Source organism: Photobacterium atrarenae, from assembly GCF_024380015.1.
Taxonomy (GTDB): Bacteria; Pseudomonadota; Gammaproteobacteria; order Enterobacterales; family Vibrionaceae; genus Photobacterium; species Photobacterium atrarenae.
Genome location: NZ_CP101509.1, coordinates 17,263 through 39,810, shown reverse-complemented (window position 1 = coordinate 39,810; position 22,548 = coordinate 17,263). Strand labels below are relative to the sequence as shown.

General features: G+C 51.0%; 22 protein-coding genes and 1 riboswitch. Of the genes, 15 read left to right on the top strand and 7 right to left on the bottom strand.

What is annotated here, in order from left to right:
* The first annotated feature begins 21 nt into the window (after positions 1-21).
* The 3 genes from NNL38_RS16300 (at position 22) to NNL38_RS16290 (ending at position 2,534) form a co-directional block, all read left to right on the top strand.
* Positions 22-1,452, top strand: a complete 1,431-nt coding sequence (locus tag NNL38_RS16300; RefSeq protein ID WP_255391485.1) for an NAD-dependent succinate-semialdehyde dehydrogenase — start codon at positions 22-24, stop codon at positions 1,450-1,452.
* A gap of 196 nt (positions 1,453-1,648) precedes the next feature.
* Positions 1,649-2,173 carry a peptide-methionine (S)-S-oxide reductase gene (locus tag NNL38_RS16295; protein ID WP_255391484.1) on the top strand — a complete coding sequence of 175 codons (525 nt, stop codon included), beginning with the start codon at positions 1,649-1,651 and terminating at the stop codon, positions 2,171-2,173.
* Positions 2,174-2,186: 13 nt separating this feature from the next.
* Entirely contained in the window at positions 2,187-2,534 is a 348-nt protein-coding gene (locus tag NNL38_RS16290) for a GNAT family N-acetyltransferase (protein WP_255391483.1), read from the top strand.
* Here the strand turns inward: NNL38_RS16290 and NNL38_RS16285 are convergent.
* Entirely contained in the window at positions 2,531-4,432 is a 1,902-nt protein-coding gene (locus NNL38_RS16285; RefSeq protein ID WP_255391482.1) for a PhoX family protein, read from the bottom strand. The two genes, NNL38_RS16290 and NNL38_RS16285, sit on opposite strands and share 4 nt — an antisense overlap.
* 271 nt (positions 4,433-4,703) lie before the next feature.
* Between NNL38_RS16285 and NNL38_RS16280 the strand changes: the two genes are divergently transcribed.
* Positions 4,704-5,072 (top strand): cupin domain-containing protein, encoded by a 369-nt coding sequence (locus NNL38_RS16280; RefSeq protein ID WP_255391481.1) that lies wholly within the window; start codon positions 4,704-4,706, stop codon positions 5,070-5,072.
* Positions 5,073-5,382: 310 nt separating this feature from the next.
* Complete coding sequence (locus tag NNL38_RS16275; RefSeq protein WP_255391480.1) at positions 5,383-6,954, top strand: BCCT family transporter; 1,572 nt, start codon at positions 5,383-5,385, stop codon at positions 6,952-6,954.
* Positions 6,955-7,043: 89 nt separating this feature from the next.
* Here the strand turns inward: NNL38_RS16275 and NNL38_RS16270 are convergent, their stop codons facing one another.
* Positions 7,044-7,781 (bottom strand): 3'-5' exonuclease, encoded by a 738-nt coding sequence (locus NNL38_RS16270; protein ID WP_255391479.1) that lies wholly within the window; start codon positions 7,779-7,781, stop codon positions 7,044-7,046.
* The gene (locus tag NNL38_RS16265) at positions 7,781-9,661 is read right to left on the bottom strand and encodes a DUF294 nucleotidyltransferase-like domain-containing protein (protein WP_255392262.1); all 1,881 of its coding nucleotides are present in this window, start codon (positions 9,659-9,661) and stop codon (positions 7,781-7,783) included. The genes NNL38_RS16270 and NNL38_RS16265 overlap by 1 nt, the downstream gene beginning before the upstream one ends.
* A gap of 220 nt (positions 9,662-9,881) precedes the next feature.
* On the opposite strand from NNL38_RS16265, the gene NNL38_RS16260 reads away from it, so the two are divergent.
* From NNL38_RS16260 to NNL38_RS16225, 8 genes are all read left to right on the top strand, one after another.
* On the top strand, positions 9,882-10,127 hold the full coding sequence (locus tag NNL38_RS16260; protein ID WP_255391478.1) for a hypothetical protein: 246 nt from the start codon (positions 9,882-9,884) through the stop codon (positions 10,125-10,127).
* Between the two features lie 9 nt (positions 10,128-10,136).
* Entirely contained in the window at positions 10,137-10,682 is a 546-nt protein-coding gene (locus NNL38_RS16255; protein ID WP_255391477.1) for a GNAT family N-acetyltransferase, read from the top strand.
* Positions 10,683-10,914: 232 nt separating this feature from the next.
* Positions 10,915-11,967, top strand: coding sequence for a hypothetical protein (locus NNL38_RS16250; RefSeq protein WP_255391476.1), 1,053 nt, complete (start codon positions 10,915-10,917; stop codon positions 11,965-11,967).
* A 103-nt stretch (positions 11,968-12,070) separates the two neighbouring features.
* Positions 12,071-13,168: a hypothetical protein gene (locus NNL38_RS16245; protein ID WP_255391475.1), complete on the top strand. Its 1,098-nt coding sequence runs from the start codon at positions 12,071-12,073 to the stop codon at positions 13,166-13,168.
* A 192-nt stretch (positions 13,169-13,360) separates the two neighbouring features.
* Positions 13,361-13,756 carry a hypothetical protein gene (locus NNL38_RS16240; protein WP_255391474.1) on the top strand — a complete coding sequence of 132 codons (396 nt, stop codon included), beginning with the start codon at positions 13,361-13,363 and terminating at the stop codon, positions 13,754-13,756.
* A gap of 25 nt (positions 13,757-13,781) precedes the next feature.
* Positions 13,782-14,243: a methyltransferase family protein gene (locus tag NNL38_RS16235; RefSeq protein WP_255391473.1), complete on the top strand. Its 462-nt coding sequence runs from the start codon at positions 13,782-13,784 to the stop codon at positions 14,241-14,243.
* Positions 14,244-14,469: 226 nt separating this feature from the next.
* The gene (locus NNL38_RS16230; RefSeq protein ID WP_255391472.1) at positions 14,470-15,204 is read left to right on the top strand and encodes a metal-dependent hydrolase; all 735 of its coding nucleotides are present in this window, start codon (positions 14,470-14,472) and stop codon (positions 15,202-15,204) included.
* A 315-nt stretch (positions 15,205-15,519) separates the two neighbouring features.
* A riboswitch (purine riboswitch) is annotated at positions 15,520-15,619 on the top strand.
* Positions 15,620-15,694: 75 nt separating this feature from the next.
* Positions 15,695-16,696: an adenosine deaminase gene (locus tag NNL38_RS16225; protein ID WP_255391471.1), complete on the top strand. Its 1,002-nt coding sequence runs from the start codon at positions 15,695-15,697 to the stop codon at positions 16,694-16,696.
* A 61-nt stretch (positions 16,697-16,757) separates the two neighbouring features.
* Here NNL38_RS16225 and NNL38_RS16220 read toward each other — a convergent pair whose 3' ends face one another.
* On the bottom strand, positions 16,758-17,120 hold the full coding sequence (locus NNL38_RS16220) for a hypothetical protein (RefSeq protein WP_255391470.1): 363 nt from the start codon (positions 17,118-17,120) through the stop codon (positions 16,758-16,760).
* Positions 17,121-17,239: 119 nt separating this feature from the next.
* A complete protein-coding gene (locus NNL38_RS16215) occupies positions 17,240-18,214 on the bottom strand; it encodes a CE1 family esterase (RefSeq protein ID WP_255391469.1) in 975 nt (324 codons plus the stop codon).
* 296 nt (positions 18,215-18,510) lie between these two features.
* Between NNL38_RS16215 and NNL38_RS16210 the strand changes: the two genes are divergently transcribed.
* Positions 18,511-19,758: an autotransporter outer membrane beta-barrel domain-containing protein gene (locus NNL38_RS16210; protein ID WP_255391468.1), complete on the top strand. Its 1,248-nt coding sequence runs from the start codon at positions 18,511-18,513 to the stop codon at positions 19,756-19,758.
* A gap of 18 nt (positions 19,759-19,776) precedes the next feature.
* On the opposite strand, the gene NNL38_RS16205 is transcribed toward NNL38_RS16210, so the two are convergent.
* Positions 19,777-20,937, bottom strand: a complete 1,161-nt coding sequence (locus NNL38_RS16205) for a hypothetical protein (protein ID WP_255391467.1) — start codon at positions 20,935-20,937, stop codon at positions 19,777-19,779.
* 311 nt (positions 20,938-21,248) lie between these two features.
* Here NNL38_RS16205 and NNL38_RS16200 point away from each other — a divergent pair, with 311 nt between their 5' ends.
* Positions 21,249-21,524, top strand: coding sequence for a hypothetical protein (locus NNL38_RS16200; RefSeq protein WP_255391465.1), 276 nt, complete (start codon positions 21,249-21,251; stop codon positions 21,522-21,524).
* A gap of 104 nt (positions 21,525-21,628) precedes the next feature.
* On the opposite strand, the gene NNL38_RS16195 is transcribed toward NNL38_RS16200, so the two are convergent.
* Complete coding sequence (locus NNL38_RS16195; protein WP_255391464.1) at positions 21,629-22,540, bottom strand: hydroxymethylglutaryl-CoA lyase; 912 nt, start codon at positions 22,538-22,540, stop codon at positions 21,629-21,631.
* Positions 22,541-22,548: the final 8 nt, after the last annotated feature.

Here is a 22,548-nt window from a genome sequence, read left to right as displayed (position 1 = left end):
CACGCGATTAAAGGAGAGATCATGGAACAGATTAAAAACCGCTCGCTGATCGGGTTTATGTGCGAGCCTTCAGAAACCAGCTTGGCGGTCACCAACCCGGCAACCGGAGAGCTAGTCGGGCATATCCCGACCCAGTCTCGCGAAGAAATTGAAGCCGCAGTTGAACGAGCGTATGCCGCCCAGAAGTTGTGGCAGAAGCAGACGGCAAAAGCTCGCGCGGCAGTGCTGCGTCGCTGGTATCAGCTGATGATGGACAACCAGCAGGATTTGGGCCGGTTGATGACCCTGGAGCAAGGAAAACCGCTGAAAGAATCAATGGGCGAAGTCGCTTATGGCGCTTCATTTATTGAGTGGTTTGCCGAAGAAGCGAAACGTTCCTACGGTGAGACGATCCCTGCCCCGATGGGGGATCGTCGGATCGCGACGATTAAGCAGCCGGTTGGGGTTGCTGCAGCGATTACCCCGTGGAACTTCCCGATTGCGATGATCACCCGCAAAGCCGCACCAGCCCTGGCTGCCGGGTGTAGCTTTATTGCCAAGCCGGCCAACCAGACCCCGCTGTCGGCACTGGCCTCGGCGGAGCTGGCATATCAGGCCGGGATTCCACGGGATCTGCTGATCCTGGTGGTGAACCCGTCGAGCCGGATGATTGGAGAGATCTTCTGCACCCATCCGAAGATCCGCAAACTGTCATTTACCGGCTCGACTCAGGTCGGCCGTCTGTTGTTGGAACAATGTGCCCAGGATGTGAAGCGCACCTCGATGGAACTCGGCGGGAATGCACCGTTTATCGTCTTTGACGATGCGGATCTGGACAAGGCCGTGGAAGGGGCGATTGCCTCTAAATTCCGGAACGCCGGTCAAACTTGCGTCTGTGCCAACCGTTTTTATGTTCACGACAATGTTTATGATGCCTTCGTGGATAAGTTCGCCACGGCGGTGAAAACGCTGAAGATTGGTAACGGTCTGGAAGAAGGCGTTGCGATCGGGCCGGTGATTGAAGAAAAAGCCAAAGACAATATCTTGCAGCTGATTGAACAAGCCAAGCAGCAGGGCGCCTCGGTCGCCTGCGGGGATCATCCGCAGCCGGGCCTGTTTGTTGAGCCGACGGTCCTGACAGAGGTCACCCAGGATATGGCGATTGTCTCAGAAGAGATTTTTGGCCCGGTAGCGCCGGTGATCCGCTTTCGCAGCGATGAAGAATTGGTGCAGATGGCCAATGACACGATTTACGGCCTGGCGAGTTACTTCTACAGCCGCGATATCGGGCGGATCTGGAAGGTCGCGGAAGCGCTGGAATACGGCATGGTCGGGATCAATGAAGGGATCATTTCGACCGAAGTCGCACCGTTTGGCGGGGTGAAGCAGTCCGGGATTGGCCGTGAAGGGGCGAAGCAGGGGATCGATGAGTATCTGGATATCAAATATCTCTGCTTCGGCGGTCTGGAATAAAAGTTAGTTGATCAGTTTATTTAAAAGGAAGCAAATCACATGACAACGGATATACCGGTCACGCCCATCCGCGGATTGTCGAAGCAGTGAAGGCGCAGTTGGATCAGTTCTCTCATACTTTTTTTTAGGCGAGCTTCGGCTCGCCTTTTTAGTGTTTGCCATCATACTGTGGGTAGGACAGAAACGGAGATCCATCATGGCACAGATCGGGTTTGGCGGCAGTTGTTACTGGTGTATGGAAGCGGTGTTCCGCAGTATTCGCGGGGTCAGTCTGGCTCGCTCGGTATGGTTCACGGCATCATTGGCGCCGGAGCCGTCGGAAGGCGTGACCGTAACTTTTGATGAAGATGTGATCGATTTGCAATCCTTGATCCATATTCACTTGAGTACCCACAGTTGCACTGAGGAACATGCATTGCGGAAGAAATATCGCTCAGCCGTGTATGTGTATGATTCGACTCAGGCGGTTGAAGCCGGTGAGTGCCTGCAACGGTTGCAGGTCTTGTTCCCTCAGCCCATTGTTACACAGGTGCTCGAAATTGACTCTTTCCGCACAGCTGATGTGTCGATTCAGGACTATTATTACTCCGATCCCGGAAAACCATTCTGTTGCCAGAGAATTACGCCGAAACTGCGAATCTTATTGCGCGAGTTCGCTGCGTATGTCGACCCGGCCCGGCAGGCGGTGATTGAAAGTCAGGACAGCGGACGTAACGATTGAGAGGAAAACAGCCATGACCAGTAAGGTGTATTCACTAGAACACGACACGGTGCATAAGGAATATCGGATGGAGGTCGCGCCAGGCACCTTTGCCCGGGTAACTTACAGCCAGGATGATCAGGTGCTTCATCTGAATTACTCCGAAGTGCCGCAAAGTATGCGTGGCCATGGTCTGGGGAATATTCTGATGGAGCAGGTACTGGCCAAGATCCAGGCTGAAGGCTACCAGATCCTGCCGGTGTGTGGTTTTATTCGTAATTATGTTGCCGAGCATCAGGAGTGGCACCATTTGCTGGCCGACGGGCATGAAAAAGGCGAGCCGAAGCTCGCCCTGGAAAGTCAGCGCTCGGTTAGGCGTTAAGCACCAATTATCCCGCCGTCTTTTCGCGTAATGCGGATAATCGATGAGCGTGGAATGCTGTTGCCGCCATTCGGGAAGTGAGACGGTGCCAGCTCCTCGCCCGGGTGCTGGACCCCGACGAACATGGTTTTCTGATCCGGGCTGAAGGTGAGTCCGGTGATTTCACAGGCAATCGGGCCGGTAAGGAAGCGGCGTACCTCGCCGGTGTCCGGATCGCCGCACAGCATCTGGTTGTTCCCCATGCCGGCAAAATCGCCTTTGTTGGAGTACTTGCCATCGGTCTGGATCCACAGGCGTCCGGCATTATCAAAGCCGATGCCGTCCGGGCTGTTGAACATGTTGTCTTCGTTAATATTGTCGCTGCCCGCCATCAGGCCGTTTTTGTGAATCGCCGGGTTGCCTGCAATCAGGTACAGATCCCAGTCAAAGCGGTTCGCGGTGTGATCTTTTCCGGATGGCATCCAGCGAACAATGTGGCCATACGGGTTTTTCTCACGCGGGTTCACGGCATCAATGGGCTGGTTTGCCTTCACGCCGCGGTTTTTATTGTTGGTCAGGGTACAGAATGCCTGCTGGGTTTTCGGGTTCACAGCGACCCATTCCGGGCGGTCCATGGTCGTGGCACCCACCTGGGTTGCGGCTTTCCGGGCAAAGATCAGCACTTCGCCCTGATCGGCAAAGCCATTCTCCGGCGTCAGGCCGTTTTTGCCCCAGGTCAGCTCAATCCACTCACCCTGGCCCTTCAGTTCGCCGTCTCTCGCTGAGAACTTGGCGACATACAGGGTGCCTTCTTCCAGCAGATCACGGTTGGCAGCAGGGTTGCTCGGGTTGTACTTGTTCTTCGAGACAAAGCGGTACAGATGCTCCCCACGCTCGTCATCACCGAGGTAAACCACAACATGGCCATCATTGTTAATGGTCACGGCTGCATTTTCATGCTTAAAGCGGCCCAGGGCAGTACGTTTCTTTGGTTTCGAATTCGGGTTCATCGGGTCGATTTCTACGACCCAGCCAAAGCGGTGTGGCTCGTTCGGGTTCTTCGCCAGATCAAAACGCGAGTCGAATTTATGCCACTGGTAACCGGCATCCTGGTGTGAAATCCCGTAACGCTTGTAGTTGCTGTCCAGCGCCGGGTTGGCATCGGAGCCGAAGTAGCCGTTGAAGTTCTCTTCACAGGTCAGGTAAGTGCCCCATGGCGTTTCACCATTGGCACAGTTGTTAAAGGTGCCCAGTGCCAGCTTTCCTGCCGGATCGGCAGCGGTTTTCAGTAAGGTGTGGCCGGCAGCCGGGCCGGTCATCTCCATTTCAGTATTGGCGGTGATCCGGCGGTTCAGGCGGCCGTTTTTATTGAGCACCCATTTTCCGTTCATGTTCGACAGCTCGATAATTGAGACGCCGTGAGCAGCCTGGGCTTTTTTTACATCATCGGCCGTCATCTTTTTGCCCTGATGCGGGAACAGGTACTCATAGTTGGTGTATTCGTTATTGACCGACAGCACCGCACGATCATCACTGATCTGGAAGAAAGTCATGCCGTCATTGTTATCACCAAACTGGCGTGCCTGCGCATGGCTGTCAGCGTTTTGGCTGAACGACGGTGCGTTGTTGAAGATTGGATCGCCCCAGGAGATAAGCACATCGGCCTGATATCCTTCCGGAACCACCACCGTATCCGCAGTTGAAACCGGAATCGGATTGAATCCCATTAAGTTGCCTTTCGCTGCTTGGGCGGCGATGGCTTGAGAAACCGGGTTGGCAGCAAAAAATGCCACGGTACTGGTTGCGGTGGCAGTTTTGAGGAATCCGCGGCGACTCAGTCCTTTGCTGATGATCTCATTGAAGGCTGGTTCTTCATGGCGGGGATGAAGTTTCTGATCTTGTTGATCAAAACGGCTCATGGGATTGCTTCCTTTATTATAAGTACTGATATATTAATCGGGTTGGAATGCTATCGAGTGTGTATGAACCAATGGTGAATCCTTGATGAAAGATTTTTTACATTATCAGCAATGATTTAAATTGGTTTGACCTGTGCTCCAAAAGTAGAATCCGACACATAGAGCTTGGTTTTCTGGACTGAATTCTCAGGCAAATAAGCAGCCGGCTTCAATTTTTGCTCTACACTTTAAAGTACTGATTTTAAGGGCATACCATCAAGGAGTGACAGGGATGAGTAAAGGGAGCGTGAAGTATTGGAATGCGTTTGCCGAGCAAAGCCGGAATCGATGGAAATCGCTGGCAGGAACGGATGGCATGATCGAGCAGATAACGTTGGGGCGGGACCCGGATTGCGGGGATCTGACCCGGTTGACTCGTTTTAAGGCGGGGGCGGATACCACCCCCTTTGGTTCGAGTTGCCATCAGTATCCGGAAGAAGTGTTTGTTGTTTCGGGACGGCTGTACGATCAGGCCTGTGAGCGGTGGCTAGAGCAGGGGGATTATGCCTGTCGTCAGCCCGGCGAAATCCACGGTCCCTTTCTCTGTGAGCAAGAGTGTATTGTTCTGGAGATCTCTTCTCCGGGGCGGATAAAGGCCTGAGCTCACACGTCTGTTTTATGACCGTTGACCGAGGGGCTGGCTCGGGAGGAAGCATCACGTCAGGCAGGTTGCTGGGGTGGTGTTCAGCGCCCGGTTTAGCGTGCTTGAACGGACGTTAATTAGTGTGCGAAATATTGTGATCTAATGAATATTTTGGTCCGAATATCTGCCCTGATACCATTATGCCTGTTTATTGTGCGCTTTTAATTATACTTGACACTTCAGTCACATAAATGATTTGATCTAGACGCTCTCATTTTCATTACAGGACTAAGTATTCTTGGTACCGTTAGCCAAGTAGGATTCAATAATGAGTAAAATTGATAAGTACAGTATAGATAATACGGATTACACGGTTGGGCAAGACAATGTCCAAAAGTGGGGCTTTGATGTCCATAATCCGGTATTCGGTGCCAGTGCTGGTATGATTCTTCTGTTTCTGATCGCTGTGTTAGTCAGTGATCCGGCGACTGCGAAATCAGCCTTGAACGGCGTTAAAAATAGCATCATTAACAACTTTGATGTGGTTTTCATTTGGTCAGGTAACATTTTCGTTCTCTTCTGCCTGGCGCTGGTGGTTTCACCATACGGTAAAATCCGCATCGGTGGTCAGGAAGCTGAGCCTGAATATTCTCGTCCGTCATGGTTTGCGATGCTGTTCGCCGCCGGGATGGGGATCGGCCTGATGTTCTGGAGTGTGGCTGAGCCGGTTGCCTATTACACCGGCTGGTACGAAACACCGCTGAACGTGGCACCGAATACGCCGGAAGCGGCGAAACTGGCGATGGGGGCAACCATGTACCACTGGGGTTTCCACCCGTGGGCCATCTATGCCGTCGTTGCATTGTCACTGGCTTTCTTTGCCTACAACAAAGGTCTGCCGTTGTCGATTCGCTCCATTTTCTATCCACTGCTGGGTGATCGTGTTTGGGGCTGGCCGGGTCACGTAGTCGATATTTTGGCTGTGGTAGCAACGCTGTTTGGTCTGGCGACATCGCTTGGCCTTGGGGCCCAGCAAGCGGCGAGCGGGATCGAGCATGTGCTTGGTATTGAAGCCGATATCGGCCTGCAGGTTGGTGTAATTGCCGGTGTAACCTTGATGGCGGTGCTTTCTGTGGCTCGGGGCATCGATGGTGGTGTGAAGCTGCTGAGCAATATTAACATGCTGGTGGCGATTGCACTCCTGGTGTTTGTTGCGATGGTTGGTTTTGCTGTCTCAATGGGGACGATTCCAACGACGGTGACAGGTTACCTGGAGAACTTTGTATCCCTGAGTAATCCGCATGGCCGTGAAGATGAAACCTGGATGCACGGCTGGACTGTGTTCTACTGGGCTTGGTGGATTTCCTGGTCACCATTCGTCGGTATGTTCATTGCCCGCGTCTCGAAAGGTCGTACTGTACGTGAATTTATCATTGCGGTGCTGTTTGTTCCGACGCTGGTCACTGTCGTGTGGATGTCTGTCTTTGGCGGCCAGGCGATTGATCAGGTGATCAATGGTGTGGGTGTGCTGGGTGAAAATGGCCTGACGTCTGTCCCGCTGGCGATGTTCGAAATGTTTGAAGCACTGCCATTTAGCCTGATCCTGTCAGTGATTGCGATTGTGTTGGTACTGGTGTTCTTCATTACCTCATCTGACTCAGGCTCGCTGGTCATCGATAATATCACCGCGGGTGGTAAGCTGGATGCGCCAATGCCACAGCGTATTTTCTGGGCGCTGATCGAAGGTGCTATTGCCGCAGTGCTGCTGTATGTAGGCGGAACAGAAGCGATTGAAGCGCTTCAGGCGGGGGCGGTGTCAACTGGTCTTCCATTTACGATTGTGTTGCTCCTGATGTGTGTCAGCCTGATTATGGGCTTCCGCACTGAGCGATTTCGCTAATCGCTGAAGCACTGAGCTGGATATCAAAACGCCGCTGATGAACTCAGCGGCGTTTTTTTCTCGCGTATTTGCTGATTGTCGGCGATTGACTAGAGCCATATCTCGGAGATAGGCGTCTCTGGATCAAAGTGATAGGCAATTTGCGCTTGCAGCAGTTCGGCTGTCGCCAGCGCATCCGTGAGTGCATGGTGCGGGGGGTAAATCGGTAAACCATAGCGTTGCCGACATCGACCTAAACGGACCGACCCGGGTTTATTGCCTTTGAGCTTATTCCACAGGCCGCCGAATTTACGATGCTGGATGGCAGACTCGATAGCCAGGGTATCGACAACCGGAAAGCGGATCCCTTCATTGAGCCTGGACTTGAGAGCACTGTTCATAAATTCCCGCTCGATTTGGCGGTAGTGCACGACCACAATTTTACCGGCCAGGGCAGAGAGGACTTCTTCCAGGATCCGCAACAATTCCGGTGCCCGGCTGACATCGGAATCGGTGATACCATGAATGACGACTGATTCTTCTTCAAGCGGCCGGTTTGGATTAACAAACCATTGCGCCGAATTCCGGCACCGGATCCGATTGATATCAAACGGCACCAAGCCGATACTGATGATCTCATCCTGTTTCGGATCCAATCCTGTGGTTTCAAAGTCAAGTGCGACAAACGGCACGTCTTTTAGCGGTGTATCACCGCTGATCATACCGGCTGTATAGTAGTGTTGCAGTCGCTGGTCTTTGGCCTGGTCTGCCAGCATGGTAAAGAAGGTTGGCCAGTCCGGCGTATTATGGTTGGTCAGTAACCGGCTGGACGTGTTGGTGTTAAACATTAGCGACGATTACCCTGGTAGCGAAACTTAATAAAATTTTGCGCATTACTGAGAATCTGGAATGCAGCTTTCAGGTTTCGCCGCTCAAAGTCGGACATGTTTTCCGGTTCGATACTGTTATCCGGTTCAATCCCGGCTTCAATATCCAGAGCCTGGTGGCGGATACGGACCATGTATATGAATTCCATGGCATCGCGTAAATCCTGGCCTCGGCCTTTTGGCAAAATGCCGGCTTCGATAATATCATCCAGGCGCTCGAAGGAGTTTTGTGAGCGGGAGCCGACAGCCAGGGCATGAACTCGAATGAGATCCGACAGCGGTGCGGTACCGCGGCGCTTGAGGTTAATTGAGTTGTTGTGGCGGCCATCTTTTTCCATCACGAAATCTTTGAAAAAGCCCAGGGGCGGTGTGCGGTTGATGGCATTGCGTGCCAGGCAAGCCAGGAAGCGGTTATTTTTTCGTGCCCGGCGAACGATGAAGCTGTTGAGTTGTTCCGCCCACTTCTCCCGTCCGTAAACACCATCGAGATCGAAGAAGATTGAGCTATTGAGCAATGCCTGAGGTTTGGGGTTATCAATCCAGTCTGCAAAACAAGTTTCCCACTCCTGGCGGGTTTTTCGCCATTCCGGGTTGGTGGCCATAATATCGCCGGTACAGTAGGTGTAGCCGCAGGCCGCTAATCCGTCACAAACGAATTTGGCTAAATCGATAAAGTACTGCCCATGTTTTTGCTCGTTATAGCTGTTATCGAGGATAATCGCATTGTCCTGATCAGTGACCGCAAGCTGTTCGTCCCGGGCCATTGAACCCAGTGCCAGGAAGCAGTAGGGGATCGGCGGTGGCCCCAATTTTTCTTCCGCTAACTCCAGCAGACGTTGCTTAAAACTGCGGCCAATCACCGCCATGGCGCTGCCGACCATGTGGGAGTTGGCATCTTCGTTGACCATCCGGACAAAACAGTCCCGGACCTGCTCGGACAACTGCTGGAGATCTTCAACGGTTTGTTGCTGGAAAATTGTACTCACCAGCAGCAGGCTGTTCTGAGATTCGTAACGGACGATATCCGTCAGGCCGATAATGCCAATTGGGATTTTGTTCCGTAACACCGGCAGATGGTGGACGTTATAGCGCAGCATGGTCAGCATAGCTTCAAAGACGTAGGCATTGTGATCGAGTGATATCACTTCTGTGGTCATCACTTCCGACACCGGGGTTGAGACATCGATCCCGCTGGCCAGAACTCGGGTACATAAGTCACGGTCGGTAATGATGCCAATGAGCGGCTCCTGATCTTCATCGTCATCACTGGCATCCGGATCGGTGATCAGCAACGACGAGGTGTTCTCTTCCGCCATGGTTTTCGCCGCAGTCTGGATTGATTCGTTTTTACTGATCAAGAAAGGATCGCGGGTCAGCAGGGTTTTGACTTTCGAGGTCGTCAGGTCATTGGCTTCGGTTTGTGTCGAGACGACACTGCGCAGGCGAGCACTTTCCTCGACCTCGACAAAATCTGCAAAGGCATCAAACTCATCGTAAAGGCTGTTGAAGACGGCCTCCGGAATACAGTAAATCAGGGTATCCTCAATTGCCTTTGCCGGCATCCGCACCCGGTTATTCATCAGTAAACCCATTTGGCCGAACAGATCACCCTCGTCAATTCGGTTATACAGTTCCCCTTTACGGCGATAGATTTCAACGGCCCCGCTGCGGATCATGTAGAGATCATGAATTTCGTCCCCGAAGTTGAGGATCATACTGCCCGCACGGTAGTAGGAAACCTCAATGTTCAGGGCAACCTGCTGCTGCGTTTCTTCCGGGAGGTTATCAAAAGGTGGGTACTGGCTGATAAAGCTCAGAATTTCGAGCTGTTCTGCTTCCATCATGTGATCCGCTTTGCCTGAGTGGAGAAAATTCGAAACCATTATACAGGGGTTACTGTGTTAATGCTTTTACATTCAGCGTGTTAGACAAATGTTGTGATGCCTGTACTGATCAGTATAACCAAAGTACGCCTTGCTGCCGGATTCGCGATGAAGAATGTGACAACCACAGGGAATGAACGTAAGATAATTCAGCTGTTTATCAGGAAAGGAAACAAAAATGGCAGAGAAGGGTTCGCCGCTCATGAAATGGTTCAAAATGTTGCATGGAGTGGGGTTGCTGATGATCGTTGCCGGAACAGGACTGCTGGTGATGACGCAAATTGAACAGACCCTCAATGGGATGCTGGTGGTCAGCAGCTTGCTTGGGATTGGGGGTGTCATGATATCTCCTTTTCCGGTGGCACTGTTTTTCCGATGGGCAAGTAACGCAACACATGACCAGCCCTCATCTTTAGCCGATTGAATGAGTTGTATGAAACAGGAAGTTAAACCATCCGTGAAATTCGTTATGTGCACCTTCAGTGAACACGGTTCAGCGATTCTGGCGATTCTGAACGAGGTGATCTGTAACTCCACGGCGTTGTACGATTATCATCCTCGCACCATGACCCAGATGGAAGCCTGGTTTAAGACGAAACAGCAGGGTAATTACCCGGTGATCGGCGCGGTCGATGAACACGGCACTCTGATGGGGTTTGCCACTTATGGCCGCTTTCGAGAACAGCCGGCCTTTAAATATACCGTTGAACACTCGCTCTATCTGCATGTCGATTTTCGCGGTCGGGGCCTGGCGAAACCCTTAATGGCTGAGCTCATTGCCATGGCGCAGCAGCAGGGGATGCATGTCCTGATGGGGGCGATTGATGCAGAGAATGCCGGGAGTATTGCCCTCCACCAAAAGCTGGGGTTTATCCACGCTGGAACCATTTGTCAGGCAGGATTTAAATTTGGCCGCTGGCTGGATTTAAGCTTGTACCAACTGAACCTGCCGACACCAGCTTCGCCTTGTGACGGTTAAGCATCAGGCTCATGCACACTCACCCGGGTACAAGAATCTGATTGAAAACGAAACCTGATAATGGGTTTTGTTATTTTTTATTCGTTTTGCTTTCGTTGGAACCTGAATGATCACTCAAGTCGTTGATATTGTGATCTTCTCATAAAAAATTGATATTCATTGCTTTCGTTATTGTCCATGTAATATAGAGCTTCTACTCTTATTACTTCAACCAATAACGGAAACCATAAGAATGAATCATTTTTACAAAGGAATTGCGGTGGCGGTGGCTGCCTGTTCATTTTCAGTGTCTGCGGCGATTGGGGAGCACCCGGTGATCCTGATCCATGGCTTTCAGGCTGATCAATTGACCTCTAAGCCAAACAGTGAAGTGGTGGCCCAGGATGGCGCGAACTATTGGCAGGATTTCTGGCTGACGAAAGCGGATGCCCGGATCGACTGGCCGTCTCACGAGCGGGTTGCGGGTAAGATTTCGAGCGATTATATCTGGCCGAAACTGCAGGAGTTATCCCGTCAGCAAACCTGTGTCAAAGGTTGTATTGTGGTAACTCACTCAACCGGCGACTTAGTTGCCCGCTATATGCTGGATAATCAGGCGAACTGGTTGGAAAACGCAGGACTGCAACCTCTGAATATTGTGGCAACTTTTGACTTTGCCGGCGCCGGCGGTGGCTCTGAAATGGGGGATTTAGTTGTGAATGCTGCCGAAGGCAGTGGTTGGACAGACAGTGCACTGAAACTGGCCATCGAAATGTGGTTGGGTGAAGTGCCGACCCGTGAAAACACCGGCGTTCTGAATGATCTGAAAGTGACCAATGCGCGTCAGCTGGCACCGCTACCGGACAGTCGGGTGCCGCGTTTACGTTTTACCGGTGACAGCTCTGATTATTATCAGCTGACGGCTGGTTTCCTGCCGGGGCACGATGACGGCGTGGTCGCCAGCCATTCAACGTGTGGTGCCAGTGAGGCGGGTGATTATAACAGCTGCTCCATCAGTGTTGCCTATGACGGCAAGCTGGCACCGCAGTCTCGGGGTGTGGCTGACTTTATGCCGTATCATTACCCGTTACTGATGGGAGAAGGCTACAGCCATAGCGGGTTGATCCGCAATGTTCACAGTGGTGAGGTGACTGCAGCCAGCCAACAGGCCACTTTGTTGAATGGTAAAACGGTCTCGGTATCGACGACGGATGAAAAATACTGGCTGACCGGTAATTACTATCGCTATGTTGATGGTTCGGAAAGCAAAACCATGTCAGAACTGGTGGTTGAGCTCATGAACTAATCAGCGACATAGCGATGTGATGCAGATGATGGCAGAAAGCAAAGAAGGGCTTTCTGTCATCGTGAGTTATCGCCGGAACTAATATTGAAATCAATTTGTGAATATGAAAACACCAAAAAAGATAGTGGCCGCGCTCGGTCTGGGCGGCGTAGCTGCGCTGGCCTGGTGGGTGTTGTCACCGTCACAGGATGCACCGGCCGCCGCAGAAGTACCGCCTCACAAGCACCGAAGAGTGGCTCATCAGCAGCATGATTCGGCTGAGGGGACTGTTGTTGTATCCGATGAGAAGGCAAGTCCAATGGTAGCACAGCATCCGACTGTACCAGAGGAGCGCGAACCGGAACCGGAGTTACAGCCGGTTCAGCTTACTCGGCAGTTTGCTGTTCTCTCGGATGTGTATGCAGCCGAGATCCAATATCCGCCTTACTCAAAACCGATCACGGCGAAGCATGCCAGTTATTTGGAGCCAAATCGCTTTACTGCAGTTGAGATGCCGGTGCTGGGTGGCAGCAGTACGGCCGCGTTATCGCTCCCGAAATACCGCTTTTTTGACCCGGACAAGGTGACGCTGTCACTCATGACCGACTTGGCGGTCAGTGCGATTCGGTATGAATTCTACGATCTCGACAGCCAGCAGCGTTTTCTCGTGAAACATACCGACCGAAAATCCCTGACGGTGGCGGGCAATGCCAATTGGCCGCAAGAGATCCGGGTTAAGGCAACCGTCGACTTTGCTCGCGGTACCGATGTGCTGACCGCGGACTTTCGCTACGAAGTCCCGGTGGCGTACGTGAATTCGGCGGATGCACCGACAGCGCAAGGATCGAATATGGTGATCCCACTCGATCTTGAAGTGACCGAGGCTGGTATTTATCGGATCAGGGCGAATTTGTATCGTCAGGATGGGGAGGTGATTGCCGCGCTTAGTCGGAAATCACGTTTGGGGGAAGGTCAGCAATCGTTGTCGCTCAAGGTTCACCAGAGTGTGCTCAGTGGTACCGACGGTCGCTATCAACTCAAAAACTGGGTGGTTGAAAGAATGTCCGGAATGCCGGGGGAGAAAGCTGCATTCGGAGTCAGCCGGCAACCGGTCATGACTCTTGAGCCATTCCAAGTGTCGACTTTAAGTCAGGAAGCTTATACGCCCAGCCCGCAGGAGCAGCAGCGTCTCGACTTTTTACGCCGAGCTGCTGCGCCTTGATGGGAACGATGACCGGGCAGGGTGTGAAGTCATTGCAGGCTGAGAATCTGGTCTATGTTTAAGGCAGGGTGTGTATAGCGTGGACTGGGAGTGTAGGCCATTGAAACGATAGCTTATCTAAAAGAAAGGTACCATGAAGCATCCGACAGACTTCAGTTTATCGAGCATCATTGCTCCAGACTGTTGGTTATCTTGACGACGGCACTGGCGGGCGTCGCGGTGATCATCGTGCTGAGAAGCGACCGTTTGTTTGACCCTGCGTTACCAATCGAGTGGATTCAGCTGGTGGCCTTGCTGATTGGGTTATTTGCTTTGGTGTGCGCCTGGGGACACACATTGCTGGCCCTGAAGTGTTCTGAAATGCCGGCACTTGATCTCCGGCAGATGATTGAAAAACTCAATACGGAAGATCTTGCCAGCCGCGATCAGCATCTCGCTGATATTTACCTCAACGCGACGACGAGCTTGCTGGATGTTGTTAAAGTAAAGCAGCACAATCTTGCATTAGCTTATGAAGAGCTGACCATGAGTGCCTGGTTCCTGGGTATTGTCACTGTGATTACTCTGGGCATCGAGATATTGGACTAACAAGAAAGTTATGGAGCTGCTGCTGATGGACCGTCTGGCACTGAAAGTACCACCTGTTGCGATCATGGGAATTGTTGCAGGATTGATGTGGGGTGTCTCGCGCGCCTTGCCTGAGATGCAAAACCTGGCCTCGGTGGGCAATTATTTAGCTCTGGTTTGTTTTGTGCTTGGCGTGCTGATCCCTTTGTTGGGTGTGCGAGCATTTCGTCAGGCGCAAACGACGGTGAATCCGCTGGCGCCGCAGCAGGCGAGGGTTCTGGTGCAAACCGGGGTCTACGCCAGGACCCGAAACCCAATGTACCTTGGTTTTTTATTACTGCTGATGGGCTGGGGTTTTCTGTTACAGAGTGGTTATGCCTTGATCTTATGTGCTGGTTTCGTGACGTATATGAACCGGTTTCAGATCCAGCCTGAAGAGCAGACCCTCCGTCAGTTGTTTCCTGAAAGTTATCCGGCTTATCAACACAAGGTCAGGCGTTGGTGTTAGTGCCATGGGGTTTGTCAACGCGGTGTCAATATTGTCTAAAAAGTCGCCGCTTAATCCTGTAACACGCTGATCAATATAATTTTCGTTGATGTCACAGAAAATTAATTCATAATACTGTTTATATATCCAGTTTATAATGGTAGCGATGTCCGGAGGTGAGCAGCCCGTTCATCTGGCCGAGACATCGAGGCCGAAAATGAGTATTTGAATTGTGGCTAATTTCAACATGCATATTGGAACAGCCGCGCTTACCAGCAGCCTGGCGGCGACAGCATTTTTGTCAGCCGGTCATATTGCGCCCATTACAGCCCTGTGGTTGATGTTTCTGGGGACGATGGGCGGGCTGCTGCCGGATATCGATTCGGACAACTCCACATCCATGAGCACCTTATTCAGGCTGTTCGGAGGATTGATCACCTTTAGCCTGGTGGGTCACATTTACCAGATGGTGTCGATGCTGGAGCTGATTGTCTATGCGCTGTTCTGCTACCTGACAATACGCTATAACTTTAAAGCCTTGCTTGAGAAAGTAACGGTGCACCGCGGTTGCTGCCACTCCATTGCATTTGTAGTGTTGTCCGGGTTGAGCTGCGTGTCATTTATTGACCTGCTTGGGTACGGTGAAACCACCAGTTGGCTCTCCGGGTTATTTCTTGCCGGTGGGGGGATTGTCCACCTGCTGTTGGATGAGATCTACAGTGTTGATCTGGCTAACCGGCGGATCAAGATGTCATTTGGCTCGGCATTGAAACTTTGCTCAAACCGCAACCCCTTGATCAGTTGCTGCCAGTTTGTGTTAATCGGGTGTCTGTTGTATCAGAGCCCGCCCTGGGATGAAGCCTGGGAGACACTGTCGAATTGGGGGAATTTTCAGCTCCGCCCGCAATGGCTGAACCGGGAAGAGCTCGGTGATTTTTTCCATGATGTGATTCATTCGACCACGAGTGCTATGAACCCCTAAGCTCATTTTATGACTCAGGTAGTGCGTCGGTTATGAAGCTCAGCCTCAATCATCTTTCCGTTTGAAATTACATTTTTCTCCCGGTTTTCGTCCTTTGTCTGATCACCTTGGTGGTGTTTATCATGATGCTGAAAGAATCGGGCCTTCTCTCGCTGGCGCAGGAATAAAATCTGGCTGATAATTTTTTGCTCTGTGGGAGCAGTGCTGATCCTGTCCGTGGAGTCCTCTTGAATGGTACCGGTTGCAGGAGTCGGAGCCACTATCGCGCTGGTGAATGAAAAAATTCAAGCTGTTGTTTTTGATGAATTTAGCGTCTACGTTTATTAAATACAGCTTCGTATAACCCCATTAATAGGGTATGGGGGTCTCTACCAGAATCCGTAAAATTCTGATTACGAAGAGTTAAGTGGTTAGCAGCTTTTCTCTTTGTAAGTCTGACTTCTTTGAAGAAAAGCTGTTAATCAACCTTCAGACAGATTAAGAGCATCCTATGAAAGAATTTATTTACGGTTTACCCAAAGTTGAACTCCATCTTCACATTGAAGGTTCATTAGAGCCTGAATTGATGTTTGAGCTGGCGCAACGGAACCAGGTTCAGATCCCATACACCTCGCCACAGGCGGTCCGTGATGCCTATCAGTTTCATAACTTACAATCTTTCCTTGATATTTATTATCAGGGCGCGAATGTATTGATCCATGAGCAGGACTTCTTCGACCTCACCTGGGCTTATTTGCTGCGCTGTAAAGAAGATAATGTCGTTCATACCGAGATATTTTTCGACCCGCAGACCCATACCAGCCGTGGCATCGCTTTTGAGACTGTTGTTAACGGGATTCATCGTGCACTGGAGCAGGGCCGCGAAGCGCTGGGGATTTCCAGTCAGTTGATTATGTGCTTCCTGCGTCATCTGGATGAAGCCTCCGCTTTTGAAACGCTTGCCCAGGCGCTGCCGCATAAAGATAAAATTATCGGGGTGGGGTTAGATTCTTCAGAGCTGGGTCATCCGCCGGAAAAATTTCATCAGGTATTCCAGCAAGCGTTGAAAGAAGGGTTCCTAACGGTGGCCCATGCCGGGGAAGAAGGCCCGGCGCAGAATATCGATGATGCTCTTGTGCTGTTGGGCACAACGCGCATTGACCATGGTGTCCGCTGTGTTGAGGATGATGATCTGGTGACTCGTTTGATTGAAGCGCGGGTGCCGCTGACCGTCTGCCCGTTGTCCAATACTAAACTGAAGGTGTTTGAATCCATGGCGCACCATAATGTTGTGGATTTGCTGCGTAAAGGGATGTGCGTAACCCTGAATTCAGATGATCCAGCCTATTTCGGCGGTTATATGAATGATAATTTTATGGCAGTGGCGCAGGCACACCCGATGAGTCGGGAAGAGGTTGCCCAGTTTACCTTAAATGCGATTGAAGCGAGTTTTATTTCTGACGGGGAAAAGGCACGGTTAAGAACCATGACGGAATCGTACCTGGCGCAGTAGCTTTTTGTGATAGTTCTCAAATCGCCGCCACCCTTGGGAGTGGCGGTTTGAGGCCGGCAGTTTAACGGTGCATGAGCTTTGCGTTGATTTTTTTCGGCTCATTCTCCAAATGGGTGTGCCTGTTGGCAGCGGTGTGTGCCATATCGTCCAGAATCCTTTTTAAGTCAGAGGTTTGCAAATATTCCTGAATCAAAGGGCTACTTTTAACAATGCTACCAAATTCGTAATGGCACTCTCTTTCAGGATAGAAATCAATATCGTCCTCTCTGAACTTATCACCTTCTGTCAGCTCATTAAACATCAGAGCCACGGTATGGCAGAACACATGATAGACATCATTGGTATTGCGTGCTGCGCCAACTTTGTTTCGAAAATCAGGAGCATAGGATTTTTCTAGTTTGGAGAGTGAAATTTGTGTCGTCATATGAAATCCTCCTGTGGTGCGTGATGTACCTCTTTAAGGATATACTCAAATCTACAGAGTGAAGCTGTTTGGAGAGCAACCTTCCGTCGTGAATGTCCGTCACTCCTCAGAGGAGGAAATTACAGCCCGTGGCGTATGAAAAACTGCCAAATCTCCTGAGCGCCCTGAATATCCATATTTTTCGGACCGAGTAAACGGGGAAGATCCGGTGTTTGACTGCCGGGGAAGTTATGCCCACCACCTTCAATGCTATAGAGCACAACTTCAAGTGGGGCTGGATGGCATGGATATCGCAGTCGCCGGACGCTTGAACCGTCCCTAGTGTTGATATCAGCAAATGCTGTGATGTTTGGCGGCTGATCGCAGTGGTTGTGCTGCAGCCAGAACCTCAGAGTGGCGTCAGTGGAGGCGACTTGCCCCATCCTTTTGGCCCGAAAGCCGACATGCCCGCCTTGCCAGGGGACCAGTGGATCGGCAGTGCCGTTCATCAGTAATACGGGCAGTGGTGTATCTGGTCGACAGTCATCGATGAGGTTCATCGGCATGTTCGCAATGACCGCAGCAATTGCTGCCAGTTTCCCACTCGCTTCGCATCCCATACGCAGGGTCATCATGCCGCCGTTCGATAGGCCGGTCATGAAGATCCGGTTCGGATCGGCACGGTACGCTGAAACCAGGTGATCAATGAGTGCCGAAAGATACCCTACATCATCAGCTGACATTACCTCGCGCGAGCGTCGGGCAGTCTTCTCCCGGCCGTCATTCCATTGTGCTGTGATGCCGTTCGGGTAGACCATGATCACGCCGTCCCGGTCGGCCAGTGAATGAAAGTCTGTTTGTGCTGCCAGCTCATCCCCATCCGTTCGCCCGCCGCCGTGCAGCGCGATCACCACGGAAGCCGATTCGTGACTGGTCTGGTGTTGTGGGGGCAGGTTCAGATAGAAACTTCGGACGGCACCTTCAACGGTGATGGTTTTGAAAGACAACTGCAGGTTGGTGTCTTGTGCAGCGAACGTTGCAGCACAAGGTATTAGCAGCGCGATGAGAAACCGGGGGAGTCGGCAGCGCAGGAAAAAGTGAAAGGCTCTCGGCATCGATCAGACTCCGGTAAATTGGTTGGGATGAAAACAGCATATGGTCGAGTGCCGTAGACAGCAAGCTGGTCTGAGCAATGCGTATCGCTGGGGTGATACAGCACTCATTTGCGAATAATCAACGGGTTGTTTGACGTGGCGGCTGTGGCCGGATTGACACATTTATAAATATCTTGGATGTGTGCATTTTTGCGACAAAAGGTTTCAAGCCTGGTTTCTATACTGATGCTTGTATCCATTACGGTCATTATTTTTAGAACTCACAGTAATGGAGCGCAGTATCTTCAGGGGGCGTTATGAGGATCTCAACCAGGCAGATCAGATGGATTCTGTTCGTTTGGGTATGTGCTCAGACACCGGCGATTGCGGCTGAGCGGTCAAATGATGACAGCTTGACCGGCCGCCTGTCGGATGAAATGTACCAGGCGATTTCAGATCTCATGCTGATGGCCAACGATTTTCGCGGTGATAAAGTCTCACAAAAAAATCTGAGACAAAGCCACCACCGTCAGGCTTATATTTTCTCGGCACCCGGGCGACAGGAGACGGCGCTGCGAACATCCAGTCTGCGTGCGGCTGCGAAAGATTCATCCAGAGCATCTCATACGACAGGAACACCTGCATCGCCAGCATATTCTGAATTGATGCTCTATCAGGATGGCGCGTTTGGCGAGCAAAGCTACACCCGGCTGGGAGCCTATTTCCGGGTGGAAAATGATCCGCAGGCCAGAGAGCGAACGGCACTCACGACTGAGCCATCGCAGCAGAGGGATGGGTATTCCCTCACGTTGGGCGGGGACTACTTGCTCAATGATAATTATTTATTTGGTTTGGCTCTGGGGCTGCCGTTTTACGATGTTAATGAAGACTATCGCGACAGCGGGAGTGCTGGTCTGGTTGCCTCTGGCTACTTTAGTTACTTCCGGGATAACTGGTATCTCGATTTTACCGCCAGCTATGCGTTGATGGATACCGATATTGAGCGGCGAATTTCATTTTATAGTGATTCGGTGATTAACAGTGCCAATGAGGCAGACTCTGATCTGTGGGTGTTTGCACTCGGTAGCGGCTATGTGATCAGTTATGATTATCTGAATATTGCTTTGGAAAGTAGTATTGAATACACCTTGTCGGATACAGAGCGTTACTCAGAGCGGCTTTCAAAAGGGAGTGCCAACTATTTACTGTCCAAAATCGACGATATCAATGAATTGGAATCGATGAAGTTTATCACCGGCTTGAGTGTATCCCATCCGTTTCGCTCCAGCTGGGGGGTATTCCAGCCCTACGCCAGAGGTTACCTCCATTACGATGTCAATGACGGCTCTGAGCGGATTATCAGTCAGCTGAAAGCTGATCAGTCCGGAAGCGTGTTGCCGATTATTGTTGAAACCGATGATTCGGTCTACGGCAGGGTGCATTTGGGCTTATCTGGCGCTTTTAATCAGGACTGGCACGCTTATGCTGAGGCAAGTACCCTGATTGGGCTAGATGATATGTCCGCTTACGCCTTTTCCGTTGGGGTGAGGATGTCGTTTGATTAGTCCCGCCGCATTCAATGGTTATTCAGGGACAGGAATTGTTTGCTTGATGTGATCGATTTTTCTCTTAGCGCTGAAGTATAACGCCAGCTCTAACATGATCCCCGGATTAATTTTATAGCTAAATTCGTCCTGAAAATTCAGCTCAGGTGTAATGGTTAAATAGGCCCAGTTTTTATAGAAGCGATGCTTCCAGCTGGCCGTAACCCAAGCGTTGGTAATGGCATAGGTCGGCCTTGAGTCTGCGCTGATACCAAGGGAGTACGTCATCAGGCTGTTATGACTGATGCGATCCAGCATTTGCACTTGCTGAACATATTCCCAGTTATTATCTGTATCCAGGTATTGTAGGTTTGTACTTAATTTTAATAAAGTTGAAATGTCAGGTTCTTGAGCAAAGTAAAAATCAATTGTAGTGACAACCCCGGGGCCTTTGGTGTGATAATAGAAAACCTCCTGTTTCAACCGACTGGTCCAGTGACGGCTAATTTGATCGACTCTCTGAATATCGGCCCGGGTAAATGGATCCAGTGGTAGTTTGAGTTTCAAGCCGATATCAAAGTTAGGCTTCCATGATCCCAGCTTCCTCCCTTCCAACCGAACTCCACCGACAGCACGGCCTAAGCCGTCATCACTGCGGTTACTGATCCCACGTTCTTTATCTTCAAGTCGATCGAAATCATCCGGGTCGGTATCAAAAATCAATTTCCAGTTCTTTTCTGTGTGAGGCAAATCCAGCCTGAAGTAGATATTGGTATCGCCGTCAAGGTACTCGCGGTGCCCGTAACGAAGACGCTGCCGGAGCCGGAGGTAACTTTGATTGTCGAGCGGGTCTTCGCCGTCTTCCTTGCCAATATAGTGATCGATATTGCTACTATAGTCATGAACTGTGCCCGCAATTGATACTTGGGTATCATCAAGCCAGTCGACCCAGTCAGACGATTCATTATCCGGGAGGTTTTTATCGGCATGGGCTGATTGAGACGGGGTCTCAGTCGCGATGGGGGCAGCCCAGATAGGGCAGGATAAAGTTAAAGAAAAAACGACGACCTGAGCATCAAGTGTTTTTTGCAGCCTGATACCTGAATGAATTCGACGTTGGGTCTGTTGTAATATCGGCAGTGGAATGAGCCTGGAAAGTGAATTTTGAAACCACACATTTTCACCTGCTAAAGCTGTCATCGGTTAAAGCATTGATGTCATTGCTTGTTCAACATTAATTGTAGCGCATGAATACAATGGGCCAGGTGAAATCACTGAGTTTGAAAATGAGAGGTTATTCTAATAAATATACTTTTTCCTGTTGCTGGTTTGCAGGATATCTTTTTGATATTGGACGCCATTGATATTTTTACGCCTTTAAATGAAAGTTTTTGTTACCAGCTGTCAATAGTAAAAATTTATTAGATAAAAAAATATCAACTACACTTTAGTTGATTCGGGAATCTGTACAGTTGAGTACATGATTTAAGACGGGTGACTGATGGAGTAGGATGATGGAAAGTTCAGATTTTGATGGAATCAAGCGGGATATATCATTAACCGTCACTGGTATATTTGAAGACTTTGAACAGGAGCACAATTGTTTACCCACTGTTGAGGAGTTCAGAAAACTGTTTGATGGCTACGCTGAGCAGTATATCGGCCCGCTGGATAAATTAAGAGTTGAGGGCATTGCCGGTCAACTGGAAAAACGCCAGGCCAGGGAGCAGAAGATTTGGCGTGCTGTCAATGAACTGGAAGCCGAGCAACGCGTTTTACGATCCTAAGCATAAGTGGGCGAAAAGCCCACTCGGTAAAATCTTTCTCTCCTTAAAGCCTTGACGATGGTTGCCTTGATCGAAGTAACTGTCGTCTTTTTTCTTTGGCGATGTCAGGCATGGTGTGATTTTGCCATCAATGCCAGAGATGTTTTAGAAGCCGGCTGTTTGCCCAGATCGCGGCAAACTTCCCAACCAGCTGCCGCAACTTGCTGCAAATTGACCCCGGTGTCAATGCCCAGCCCCTGGCACAGGTAGAGAACATCCTCCGTGGCAACATTCCCGCTGGCACCTTTGGCGTAGGGGCAGCCCCCCAGGCCGGCGGTGCTGCTGTCGATGGTGGTGATGCCCATGCAAAGTGCCTGATAGATATTTGCCAGCGCCTGCCCCCAGGTATCATGAAAGTGAACCGCCAGCCGGGTCAGGGGAACGGTGTTGCCAACCTGATTTAACATTGCGGCAATACGCAGCGGGGTCCCGGTGCCGATGGTATCTCCCAGAGACACCTCGTAACAACCGAGTTCACTCAGCTCGCGTGCGACCCGGGCAACCTGCTCCGGTGCGGTCGGTCCATCGTACGGGCAGTCAGCAACACAGGAGAGATAGCCCCGCACCGGGATACCATGTGTATTAGCCAGGGCCATCACGGGCTCAAACCGCTTGAGGCTGTCGGCAATCGAGCAGTTGATATTGCGTTGGCTGAATCCCTCAGAAGCGGATGTAAAAATGGCAACTTGATTGGCGCCGGCTTGCAAGGCCAACTCAAGTCCTCTCTGGTTCGGAATGAGCGCCGAATAAACTACTCCCGAGCGGCGCTCGATTCGGCTCATTACTTCGCTGGAATCCGCCATTTGTGGCACCCATTTCGGTGAGACAAAGGCGCCGGACTCAATATGGGTCAGCCCGGTTTGCGAGAGCTGCTCAATGAAACGAATTTTGGTTTCTGTGCTGATGTTTGCTTCATTCTGCAAGCCATCCCGGGCGCCGACTTCAACGATCCGGACAGCTTTAGGTAGCGTGCTCATGCGCAGGA